Raw genomic sequence first — 10316 nt, 5'->3', positions numbered from 1 at the left:
CTGCACAGCATCGAGGCCCTGCTGCGGCCGGCGCCGGACCGCAAGGGCGACGACGACGAGATCGTCCTAAGGCGCTCGCGTGCGCCGGGGCAGGGCGGCAGCTCCGGCGGCGGTGTCCTCGTCGTCGGCGTCGAGTCGCTGCTGACCTCGCTGGCACGGTGCTGCCGGCCGGCGCCGCCGGATGCGATCGCCGGCTACGTGACGCGCGGCCGAGGCGTCGCCGTGCACCGCACCTCGTGCAGCAACGTGCGCGAGCTGTCCGGCCGGGCGCCGGAGCGCGTCATCCCGGTCGCCTGGGGTGCTGTCGATCCGGCGCGGGCGACGCTCTACCCGGTCGACGTCAACGTCGAGGCGGCCGACCGGCAAGGCCTGCTGCGCGACGTCTCCGAGGTCTTCGCCAGGGAGAAGATGAACGTCACCGGCGTCAAGACACAGTCGGTGCGCGACGGCGGCGCGGGCAGCGCCTTCATGACGTTCACGGTCGAGGTGGCCGACGCGACCCGTCTGGCGGCGGCCCTTGCGCAGGTGCTGCGGGTGGCGGGCGTTCGCTCGGCGCGGCGCCGCTAGCGGGTTCAGCGCACGGGGATCGGCGTCGAGCGGTCCACCGGCACGGCCGTGACGCTGTTCTGCGGCGAGCCTTCGATGACGCGCTCGGAATAGGTGAGGTAGACCAGCGTGTTGCGCTTCAGGTCGACCATGCGGATGACGCGCAGCCGCTTGAAGACCAGCGACGTGCGCTCGTTGAACATCTCTTCCTGCGCCGTGATCGGCTTGCCGGTGAACGAGATGGGCCCGACCTGGCGGCAGGCGATCGAGGCATCCGACTTGTCCTCGGCGAGCCCGACCGCGCCCATGATCCCGCCCGTCTTGGCCCGGGACACGTAGCAGGTCACGCCGTTGACCTTGGGATCGTCGTGCGCATCGACCACGATCTTGTGGTCCGGGCCGATCAGCTTGAACACCGTGTCGACCTCGCCGATGGGCTCGGCGCGGAGGCTGGCGAAGGCGGCGCAGCCGAGCGCGCCGACGAGAAGGGAAAAGCGGTTCATGAGAGGCCGTGGACACGCCCGTCGGGCGACCCGGCGAGCCTAACTGCAAGCGCGGCTCGCTGCTATAGTTCGCCCTTTCGCAGGCGCGTAGCTCAGCTGGTTAGAGCACCACCTTGACATGGTGGGGGTCGTTGGTTCGAGTCCAATCGCGCCTACCAACTCCCGATGGCCCGAACTCCTTGCTGGCGCAGGGATTCGGGCTTCATCTTTTCCGGGACGTGGCGGCGGCGTTCGACAACGGCTCTGCCGCGGTTCGGCCTCAGCGAACGCGCGTACCAGCCCCATCCGACCCAGCGTGGCCACCGCCATGCGGCCAGGCGCTCATACGCGCTGCAGGGCGTAGGCCAGCGACAGGGCGGGCGGGTTTCAATCAAAGCCGCCGGTAATTTCGAGCACGAGCTTGAAAAAGCCGCGCTTGCGCGCGGTATTGATCGTCCAGTTGATCGGTACGTTCTGGAATCCGTCGACGTAGTTGCCGCGTGTGTGGTACCCCCCGGCGCCGGCTCCGGGGTCGTATAGACCCCACGACGCGTGGTGCTCCACCGCCGAAATCAAGTCGTTGACCGGCTTGTCGAAGTCGTGGTTGTCGTCCTCGTTGAAGACGATGGGCATCGGCCGGTACCGGGCCAGCGCCTTCACCCGCGCCACCGCCTTGCCGATGTCGGCCGGTGTCGGCGTGCCATTGCCGTGCAGCAACACCACGTCCGATACGGCAACGACTTCCTCGCTGGGGATCATGCCGCCGCGGTAGCTGGTGCCGACCGGCAAGCGGTGACCTGCGGGCATGCACTTCCTGGCCAGCTCAATCAGTTCATGCACCCGGCCCGGCCGCAAGATTGCGTGCTCGTAGCGCGAGCCCGCAAGCCGCTCGTCGACTTCCGGCCCCTTGTCGCGGACCAGGCTCAGCTCGTTCTCGTATCGGCCGATGCCACATTCGTTGTTGATCTCGATGATCACGTTGGTGTAGCCGTTGCCGGTGATCCAGGCGATTGCCTTGCGCACGCCCTTGCGCAGGGCTTCCTCGTCGATCAGGCGCTCGTCCTGACCGAAGTAGTAGAGGCCGATGATTGCCACCATCCCGAGCTCGTCCAGACGATCGAGAACCCGTCGCAGCCGGTCTAGGTAAGCCGGGCGCAGCTCCCCGTAGGCGGTGAAGGCGGTGTTGATCCACGGCTGGATGTCGCAGTAACCCTCGGGCGAGCCGCCCTGCAGGTTGACGGTCAGGGCCAAGATCCCGTGTTCGCGGTACACCGGCAACATGGCCAGGAATTCGGAGAGGTTGCGTTCCGCGTCCCACCGCGCGGTGTCGGGATAGGCCCAGCGCTGGTGCGTATCCGGATTGAGGTCGTCGAAGATCGCGTTGACGGCGCGGATGTTCATCAGCTGGCCTTCGACCCGGTGGCCCTTCCAGCGACGGCCTGCGTAGGTCGGTTTGCCATTGATCCTGAAGTCTTCACCGTCGATTTCGAGTCGTGTCTTGCCAGCCATGTACCGTCCTTTTCGGTTAACGGGAGGGGCGCCCTGGGGGCGCGTGGCGCCGCATCACTTCAGCAGCGCGGGAAGCCAGCGCGTGAGCGCCGGAAAGTAGGTCACCAGCAGCAGCACCGCGGTGCTCGCCGCCATCAGCGGCATCAAGGCGCGGGAGATCGCGCCAATGCCCGCATTCGCCAGCCTGGCGGCAACGAACAGCGTGCCGCCGACGGGTGGCGTGTAGAGCGCGATCGCCAGGTTGGCGGTCATCACCACGCCCAGATGCACCAGGTCGACCCCGAAGGCCTGCGCCAGCGGGATGAACAGGGGCCCCGTCAACAGCAGCGCCGGCAGCGGCTCGATGAAGATGCCGAGCAGGAAAAGGGCGATGTTCACCAGCAGCAGGAAGACCCATTGCTCGGTCGCGAACATCCTCACGGCGGCCGCCAGCTGCGTCGCCACCTGCTCGACCGTGAGCAGCCAGGCCAGGCTGCCGGTCGCGCCGATCACCAGCATCACGACCGCGCTGGTCTGGAAGGCATTGAGCACCAGCGCGGGCAGGTCGCGCCAAGTGATGTCGCGGTAGATCAGGAGCGACACGGCCAGCCCGTAGACCACTGCCATGGCGGCCGACTCGGTTGGCGTGAACAGGCCCGACCAGATGCCGCCGACGATGATCAGCGGCATCACGAGCGCCGGCCCCGCCGAGACGAAGGCGCGCCAGATCTCGCGACCCGAGGCGCGCTGGTCGCCGTTGTCGCAGCCGGTCTTGGCGCCGTGCCAGATGCAGATGCCCACCAGCGCGGCGGCCGTCATGACCGCCGGCACGATGCCCGCCATCGAGAGCTGGCGCATCGAGACGCCGGAGATGAAGGCGTAGACGAGAAAGGGAATCGACAGCGGCATCAGCAGCGCGAGCGTGCCGGCCACCGAAAGTAGGGCCGCGGCGAAGGCGCGCGAGTATCCACGCTGCACCATCGTCGGAATAGTGAGCGAGCCGACGGCCGCGGTGTCGGCGATCGCGGAACCGGACACGCCGCCGAACATCAGGCACGACGTCACGGTGACCACGCCCATGCCGCCAGGCAGGAACCCGAGGAGGGCTCGGGCGAAGGCGACAATGCGCTTGCCGACCCCGCCCTGCGACAGCAGCTCGCCGGCGAAGATGAACAGGGGCACCGCGATCAGGATGAAGGGCTCCACGCCGCCGATGAAGGACAGGAAGATCGCCTCGAGCGGATGCGACAGGCCATAACCCCAGATCAGGCCGACGGTCGTCAGCAACAGCGCGAACATCAGGGGAATGCCGCCCAGGGCGGCGACAAAGAACACACCGAACAGCGCCAGCGTGAACATCAGGCGGCTCCGTAGCGTTGCTCTCGGGTCTGCCCGCGGGCGATGAGCACCAGGTCCCAGGCCGCGAACACCGCCATCGCCGTCGCACCGACCGGCAGCGCCAGGTACTGCAGCGCCTGCGGAATGTGCAGCACCGTCAGCTCGTTGCCCCAGCCGGAGTTGACGATGCCCATGCCGTGCCACACCAGAAGCAGCAGGATGACCAGGCTCGCGACGCCGATGGACGCGTCGGCCCAGCGCCGGCGGTACGGCCCCAGCTTGTCGAGAAACTCGGTGATCGTCATGTGCAGTCCCCGCCGCGTCGCCGCCGCGCCGCCGAGGAAAGTCACCCACACCATCAGGAACTCGCACAGCTCCGTGGTCAGCGCGATGTCGCCGCCGAAGAAGCGGAACAGCACGTTGGCGAACACCAGTGCGACCATCACGCCGCCGATGGCGATGATGATCCAATCGATGGCGCCACCGAGCACGGCCAGCGGCCACGGCGCCGGCGGCCCCTTGAACAGCCGCCGCCGGACCGAGGCTGCGCGGGCGGGGCCGGGGGCCGCCGGGTCGCCGGAGCGGGCCTCGGCGCCGCTTTCAGGAGCGGCCCTCATTTCGCGGGAAGAGCCTTGCGTACGACCTCGGCGTCAGCCAGCGCGGCATCGAGGTCGGGGCCGTACTTTTCCTTCGCCTTCACGTAGACCGGCTCGACGCTCTTGCGGAAGGCGGTGAGGTCCGGGCGCGCCACCTTGGCACCCTTGGCTTCCATGTCCTTGAGCTGCCGCGACTCGTTATTGACGATCTCCTTGCGAACCCAGTCGGCTGTCTCGCGGGCGGCGGTGGTCACGCCCTGCCGGTCCACGGGCGAGAGCCGGGCCCAGGTCTTTTCTGAGATGGCCAGTGGAATCGGGTTGTAGGCGTGGTTGGTCACCGTGATGAACGGTGCGACTTCGTAGAACTTGTTGGCGTAGACGGTGTCGATCGGGTTTTCCTGACCGCTCACCGTCCCCTGCTGGATCGCCATGTAGACCTCGGGGATCGGCAGCAGCTGTACCGAGAAGCCCATCGCCTCCAGGGTCCAGCGCATCATCTCGTTGGGGAAGGTGCGCAGCTTCTTGCCCTTGGCGTCATCTGGGCTGCGCAGCGGCTCCTTGGTGGTCATGACGCGAAAGCCCGCTTCCCAGGTGGCCAGGAAGCGGAAGCCCTTGGCAGGTCCCTTGTCGAACTGCGTCTGCATCCACTTGGAGTCGTCGTAAAACTTCCACCCCTGTTCGTACGTCTCGACCAGGTAGGGCAAGGCGGTGAGGTTCAGCTCGGGGATGTGGGTGGCGTAGGTGCCGGTGCCGGTCACGGCGAAGTCGATGCCACCGAGCTGCAGCTGCTCCACGCTCTTCGGGTCGTTGGCCAGCTGGCTGGCGGGGTAGACCTGCACTTTGTAGCGGCCCTGCGTCTTCTGTTCGACCTTCTGCGCGAACAGCAGAGCCGCGGCCTGGCGGGATCCGCCGGGCTGGTCGCTGTGGCTGAACTTGAGGACGGTCTGCGCCACGGCCGGGCCGATGCAGAGGCTCGCTACGGCAAGGGTCAAGGCGGTCCGGACGAGATGTCGACGTTGCATGAATGTCTCCTTCGTGTGGCGGGCGGTGCATGGCCGCCGGGGTTCAGAGTGGAATCGATGCCGCCGCCATCGGCGGGTCGTAGCCGTGCAGGCCGATGCGCCGGCCCGTCGCGTGCGACTCGTAGGCGGCCTCCTGCACGCGCAGGTTGGCCAGGTAGTCGCGCACCCTGTTCTCGACCGGCGTGCCGTGCAGCAGGTGCGCCGCGACGTGGCGCTGCAGGGCGCCGCAGCAGCCGCCGCCGAAGGTGGCCGGGCCGCGGTCGTAGGCGTGCTCGACCTCGGCGCGGTGGTGCGACTTCCAGAACAGGCGTGCGTCGCCGTCGAGGCGGAGGACCCCGGCCGTTCCTTCGAGCCACATCTCGCCCATCGTCCGGCGCGGATCCCCGGCCACGTGGTCGTTGAGCCGATTGCCGTCGAACAGGCCGGTCGCGCCGCAGTCGAACTCGAGCAGCAGGTAGGCCGCGTCCTCGCCGGCGATGACCGGATTGATCCTGCGCATGCGGGCCGTGATCGCCGCGACCTCGCCGAGAAGAAATCGGAAGGTGTCGATCCAGTGGATCGCGGTCTCCACGACGAGCAGGCGCGGCATCTGCTGGAAGTAAGGCTGACGGTCGAGGTAGGCGCGCGGCCCCTGGCCGTCCCCGGGCCGCAGCCGGAAGGCGATCGAATGCGGCGTGCCGAGCCGGCCGGCTTCGATGAAGCGCTTCGCCTCGCGGTACCACGGCTGGAAGCGGAAGTTCTCGTGCACGACGCAGAGCGTGCCGTTACGGTCGACGGCGTCGGAGAGCGCCTGCGACTCGCCCCAGGACGGCGTCAGCGGCTTCTGGCAGATCACCGGAATGCCGCGTCCGTGCGCCGCCGCCACCAGCGCCGCGTGCGACGGCGGCGGCGTGACGATGTCGAGCAGGTCGGGCTGCACGGCATCGAGCATCGACTCGGCGTCGGCGAAGACGCGGGCGATGCCGAATGCGCTCGCGACGGTGTCGGCGCGCGCCGGGTCGCTGTCGCACCAGGCGACGACCTCGGCCTCGGCGACGTCGCGCCAGCCTTCGAGGTGGAACCGGCTGAAGTAGCCGGCGCCGACGCCGGCGATGCGCAGCCCGGCCATCAGAGGTTCGACGCCACGGCGTCGGCGATGGCGCGCGTGCCGTCGCGGCCGCCGAACTCGTAGGGAACGATCCGCCCGGAGGCGAAGACGGTGTCGACGGCTCGCTCGATGCGCTCGGCCGCGTCGGCCAGCGCCGCCATGCCGCTCCTGTCGGCGAGCCAGTCGAGCATCAGCGCCGCCGACAGGATGGTGGCGATCGGGTTGGCCTTGCCCTGGCCGGCGATGTCGGGCGCCGAGCCGTGGCAGGGCTGGAACAGGGCGTGCCGGTCGCCGATGTCGCCCGAGGGCGCCATGCCCATGCCGCCGACGAGTGCCGCCGTTTGGTCCGAGAGGATGTCGCCGAACATGTTCTCGGTGACGATGACGTCGAAGTCCCAGGGCTTCCTGATCAGGTCGAGCGCGGTCGCGTCGATGTAATGGTGGCGCGCCTCGATGTCGGGGAAGGCCAGCGCCCGCTCGTCGAAGATCTTGCGGAAGAAGGCCATCGACCGGAACACGTTGGCCTTGTCGACGCAGGTCACGATGCCGGGCCGGCCGCGCTTCTTGCGCCGCTGCGCGAGGCGGAAGGAGAAGTCGTGCACCCGCTCGGAGCCGCGCCGCGTGATGACCATGGTGTCGCGCGCTTCCTCGTCGTTGTCGATGGTTCCCTTGCCGCGCGATGCGAACAGGCCTTCGGTCGACTCGCGGACCACCACCAGGTCGATCGTCCGCGCCCGCGGGTCAGCGAGCGGCAGCGGGATGCCGGGAAGGGCGCGCGCCGGGCGGACGCCGGCGTAGAGCTCGAGCTCGACCCGCAGGTCGAGCTGCGGCGCGATCTCGGTGCCGTCCGGGTAGCGGATCGCCGGCCAGCCCATGGCGCCGAAGAGGATCGCGTCGGCAGTGCGCGCGGCGGCCAGCGTCGGCTCGGGCAGGGCCACGCCGGTGGCCTGGTAGTGCTGCGCGCCGGCCGGGTGGGTGGCGAAGCGGAACGCGAACGGCGCCCCGCGCTGCAGCTTGTCGAGCAGCGGCAGGGTCGCGTCGATGACGTCGACGCCGATGCCGTCGCCGGGCAGCACGCAGATGTCGAAGGTCTGGGCGGTCATGTCGTGGGGGCTCCGTTCACATCTGCTTCAGTCGATAGCGCTCGAAGATGGCGAGCAGCTCCCGCGACGCGCGCTCGCGGTGGGCGCGGTTGACCTCGACCGTGCCGCGCGCATCGCCGGCGCGGATCCGCTCGAGCAGGGCGAGGTGTTCCTGGGTCGAGGTGACCGGCTTCGGGCGCAGGCGCAGGGTGAACATGCGCGCGCGGTGGACGCGGTCGCCGAGGCGGGCCACGGCGTCGATCAGCGTGCGGTTGCCGGTCAGCTCGACGAGGCCCTGGTGGAAGCGCTCGTCGGCGGCGGCCCAGGCGTCGAGGTCGTCGGCCTTCAGCGCCCGCGTCATGAGCCGGGTCGCCTCGACCAGGGGCTGCAGCTCGGCGTCGGCGGGACGACGCAGCGCCAGCGTCTCCGCGGCGCACGACTCCAGCGCCGTCAGCACGACGTAGATCTCGCGCATGTCGGTCGGCGAGACCGGCAGGACGCGCATGCCGTGTCGCGGCACCACCTCGACCAGGCCTTCGTTGGCGAGGCGGATCAGCGCCTCGCGCACCGGCGTGCGGCTGATGCCGAGCTCGGCGGCGAGGTCGCCTTCGAGCGCCTGGTGGCCGGGCGCGTAGACGTTGTCCAGGATGCGCTGGCGGACGGCGACGTACGCTTCCTCGACGCGGCTGCCGCGAGGACCGTCGGCAGCCGCAGCGCCGCGTGGCGTGCGCCTCGGCGGCTCGGCACGCGGGCCGGGCGGCACGGGCTTGTGGCTTGCGGAGCCCGGCATCGTCAGCGATCCCAGTGCACTGGCGGGTGGCCGGCGACGGTCGTGCGGAACGAGGCGATCGAATCGCCGAGCAGGCAGCCCAGGTACGCGGTGCGCAGGTCGGCGCCGCCGAAGGCCAGGCTCGAGATGTTCTTCAGCATCCTTCCGGCGGCGCGGTCGAGATGCTCGCGGCCCAGCGTTCCGCCGAGATAGGCCGCCTCGCAGGCGTCGACGTGGGCGGCGTCGGCGTCCTCGAGCACGGTGGCGACACTGCCGTCGGGCGCCACGCGCAGGACCCGGTTGCTGACGATGCTCGTGATCCAGACCTGCCCCTCGGCATCGAAGGCCAGGCCGTCCGGGTAGCAGCCGTGGCCGAAGGCGGCGACGACCTCCTTCGGTCCGAGCGAACCATCGGCGCCGACGCGGAACCGGCTCAGGCGGCGGCCGAAGGTTTCGTTCACGTAGAGCCACCGGCCGTCGGGCGAGAGCAGGGCTTCGTTGGTGTAGCCGAGCCCCTCGGCGACGATGCGCGCGCCGCGCGAGTCGACGAGGACGATGAAGCCGTCGGCCACGTCGGCCCGGTACGCGTCGGCGCGCGGCACGCGGCGCGTGCTCACCGTGACCCAGACGCGTCCGGCGGCGTCCTCGCAGACGAAGTTGGTCGGTGGCAGCTCGACGCCGTCGACACGCTCGAGCCACGGCCGCACCGCGCCGTCGGGCTGGAGCTGGAAGACGCCGCCGATCCGCTCGCCGAGGTCGGCGAGCAGGAAGCCGCCGTCGGCACAGAGGGCGATCCCGTTCGGACGGAGCGCCCGGCCGCCAGGCAACTGTCCAGCGCACATGGAGGTCGCACCGTCGGCGGCGATGCGGGCGACGCCGCCGCGCCAGTCGGCCGTGTAGAGGTCGCCGCGACGGGTGGCGAGGACGCACTCGGGTCGAACCAGCCCGCGGCCCACGAAGGCGAGGGCGTCGAGTTCGACGCGATGCTGGACGACCGGCGGCATTCGACAAGTTATACGTTAATGAATTCACGGGAACAAGCTCGCGATCCCGTGGCGCTCCGCTTTTCGCTAAGGTCGGCGGCAACGATGGATCCGTCCGTGATGCCGAAGGTCCGTGCGCCCACGCGCCGAAGCTTCCTAAGCGGTCTTGCGGCCGCAGCCAGCGCCGGCGCATGGCCGCGGTGCGCGTCTGCTCAGGCCGCACCCGCGGCCCCGCCCTTGTCCCGGCCGATCCCGTCCAGCGGCGAAGCGCTGCCGGTCGTCGGCCTCGGCACCTGGATCACCTTCAACGTCGGCGACGACGCTGTCGCCCGCGACGCCTGCGCCGAGGTCACGCAGGCCTTCTTCGCCGCCGGCGGGCGAATGATCGATTCGTCGCCCATGTACGGCTCGTCGCAGGCCGTCGTCGGACACGGGCTGGCGAAGAGCGGAGGGGCGGCGCGCGTCATCGCCGCCGACAAGCTCTGGGTCTCGCCCGGAGCGCGCGGGCCGGCCCAGATCGAGGCATCGCGCCGGCTCTGGAACGTGGCGCGCTTCGACCTGCTCCAGGTGCACAACCTGCTCGCCTGGCAGGATCATCTGCCGACGCTGCTGGCCATGAAGGCGGCGGGGCGGCTCCGCTACGTGGGCATCACCACCTCGGAAGGACGGCGCCACCGCGAGATCGAGCAGATCATGGCGACCCAGCCGATCGATTTCGTTCAGGTCAGCTACAACGTCCTCGACCGCGATGTCGAGCAGCGCATCCTGCCGCTGGCCAGGGAGCGCGGCATTGCCGTCATCGCCAACCGGCCGTTTCGCCAGGGCGACCTGATCCGCCAGCTGCAGCGGCACCGCCTGCCGGCGTGGGCGGCCGAGATCGACTGCGACAGCTGGGCCCAGGTGGCGCTCAAGTTCATCGTCTC

Annotated in this window: 11 protein-coding genes and 1 tRNA gene; 3 read left to right on the top strand and 9 right to left on the bottom strand. The window is 69.6% G+C overall.

Features of this window, described 5'->3' with window-relative positions:
* Nucleotides 1-567: ACT domain-containing protein (locus tag AC30N0_RS04140; RefSeq protein ID WP_489516666.1), on the top strand; the 567-nt coding region annotated here is incomplete at its 5' end.
* 5 nt (nucleotides 568-572) lie between these two features.
* Here the strand turns inward: AC30N0_RS04140 and AC30N0_RS04135 are convergent.
* Nucleotides 573-1049, bottom strand: coding sequence for a CreA family protein (locus tag AC30N0_RS04135; RefSeq protein WP_489516665.1), 477 nt, complete (start codon nucleotides 1047-1049; stop codon nucleotides 573-575).
* A gap of 81 nt (nucleotides 1050-1130) precedes the next feature.
* Between AC30N0_RS04135 and AC30N0_RS04130 the strand changes: the two genes are divergently transcribed.
* Nucleotides 1131-1207 (top strand) — tRNA-Val (locus AC30N0_RS04130).
* A 208-nt stretch (nucleotides 1208-1415) separates the two neighbouring features.
* On the opposite strand, the gene AC30N0_RS04125 is transcribed toward AC30N0_RS04130, so the two are convergent.
* From AC30N0_RS04125 to AC30N0_RS04090, 8 genes are read right to left on the bottom strand one after another with little or no spacing between them, the layout of a single operon-like run.
* The gene (locus AC30N0_RS04125) at nucleotides 1416-2537 is read right to left on the bottom strand and encodes a hypothetical protein (RefSeq protein WP_489516664.1); all 1122 of its coding nucleotides are present in this window, start codon (nucleotides 2535-2537) and stop codon (nucleotides 1416-1418) included.
* Nucleotides 2538-2591: 54 nt separating this feature from the next.
* Nucleotides 2592-3875 carry a TRAP transporter large permease gene (locus AC30N0_RS04120; protein WP_489516663.1) on the bottom strand — a complete coding sequence of 428 codons (1284 nt, stop codon included), beginning with the start codon at nucleotides 3873-3875 and terminating at the stop codon, nucleotides 2592-2594.
* Nucleotides 3875-4471 (bottom strand): TRAP transporter small permease, encoded by a 597-nt coding sequence (locus AC30N0_RS04115; protein ID WP_489516662.1) that lies wholly within the window; start codon nucleotides 4469-4471, stop codon nucleotides 3875-3877. The genes AC30N0_RS04120 and AC30N0_RS04115 overlap by 1 nt, the downstream gene beginning before the upstream one ends.
* Nucleotides 4468-5472 (bottom strand): TRAP transporter substrate-binding protein, encoded by a 1005-nt coding sequence (locus tag AC30N0_RS04110; RefSeq protein WP_489516661.1) that lies wholly within the window; start codon nucleotides 5470-5472, stop codon nucleotides 4468-4470. Before AC30N0_RS04110 ends, AC30N0_RS04115 begins: the two co-directional genes overlap by 4 nt.
* A 43-nt stretch (nucleotides 5473-5515) precedes the next feature.
* A complete protein-coding gene (locus AC30N0_RS04105; RefSeq protein WP_489516660.1) occupies nucleotides 5516-6580 on the bottom strand; it encodes a Gfo/Idh/MocA family protein in 1065 nt (354 codons plus the stop codon).
* Nucleotides 6580-7662: an isocitrate/isopropylmalate dehydrogenase family protein gene (locus AC30N0_RS04100; RefSeq protein ID WP_489516659.1), complete on the bottom strand. Its 1083-nt coding sequence runs from the start codon at nucleotides 7660-7662 to the stop codon at nucleotides 6580-6582. The genes AC30N0_RS04105 and AC30N0_RS04100 overlap by 1 nt, the downstream gene beginning before the upstream one ends.
* A 16-nt stretch (nucleotides 7663-7678) precedes the next feature.
* On the bottom strand, nucleotides 7679-8431 hold the full coding sequence (locus tag AC30N0_RS04095; RefSeq protein ID WP_489516658.1) for a GntR family transcriptional regulator: 753 nt from the start codon (nucleotides 8429-8431) through the stop codon (nucleotides 7679-7681).
* A gap of 2 nt (nucleotides 8432-8433) precedes the next feature.
* The gene (locus AC30N0_RS04090; protein ID WP_489516657.1) at nucleotides 8434-9414 is read right to left on the bottom strand and encodes an SMP-30/gluconolactonase/LRE family protein; all 981 of its coding nucleotides are present in this window, start codon (nucleotides 9412-9414) and stop codon (nucleotides 8434-8436) included.
* Nucleotides 9415-9630: 216 nt separating this feature from the next.
* Between AC30N0_RS04090 and AC30N0_RS04085 the strand changes: the two genes are divergently transcribed.
* The coding region (locus AC30N0_RS04085; protein ID WP_489516656.1) for an aldo/keto reductase at nucleotides 9631-10316 on the top strand (686 nt) is incomplete at its 3' end.

The sequence above is a fragment of the Rhizobacter sp. genome (assembly GCF_031412495.1).
Classification (GTDB): Bacteria; Pseudomonadota; Gammaproteobacteria; order Burkholderiales; family Burkholderiaceae_C; genus Schlegelella_A.
This window is presented reverse-complemented; position numbering and strand designations above follow the sequence as displayed.

What these genes read in the sequence shown, in the direction of transcription:
- AC30N0_RS04135 (WP_489516665.1), bottom strand. Translation starts at nt 1,049, where the DNA reads ATGAACCGCTTTTCCCTTCTCGTCGGCGCGCTCGGCTGCGCCGCCTTC.
- AC30N0_RS04125 (WP_489516664.1), bottom strand. Translation starts at nt 2,537, where the DNA reads ATGGCTGGCAAGACACGACTCGAAATCGACGGTGAAGACTTCAGGATC.
- AC30N0_RS04120 (WP_489516663.1), bottom strand. Translation starts at nt 3,875, where the DNA reads ATGTTCACGCTGGCGCTGTTCGGTGTGTTCTTTGTCGCCGCCCTGGGC.
- AC30N0_RS04115 (WP_489516662.1), bottom strand. Translation starts at nt 4,471, where the DNA reads ATGAGGGCCGCTCCTGAAAGCGGCGCCGAGGCCCGCTCCGGCGACCCG.
- AC30N0_RS04110 (WP_489516661.1), bottom strand. Translation starts at nt 5,472, where the DNA reads ATGCAACGTCGACATCTCGTCCGGACCGCCTTGACCCTTGCCGTAGCG.
- AC30N0_RS04105 (WP_489516660.1), bottom strand. Translation starts at nt 6,580, where the DNA reads ATGGCCGGGCTGCGCATCGCCGGCGTCGGCGCCGGCTACTTCAGCCGG.
- AC30N0_RS04100 (WP_489516659.1), bottom strand. Translation starts at nt 7,662, where the DNA reads ATGACCGCCCAGACCTTCGACATCTGCGTGCTGCCCGGCGACGGCATC.
- AC30N0_RS04095 (WP_489516658.1), bottom strand. Translation starts at nt 8,431, where the DNA reads ATGCCGGGCTCCGCAAGCCACAAGCCCGTGCCGCCCGGCCCGCGTGCC.
- AC30N0_RS04090 (WP_489516657.1), bottom strand. Translation starts at nt 9,414, where the DNA reads ATGCCGCCGGTCGTCCAGCATCGCGTCGAACTCGACGCCCTCGCCTTC.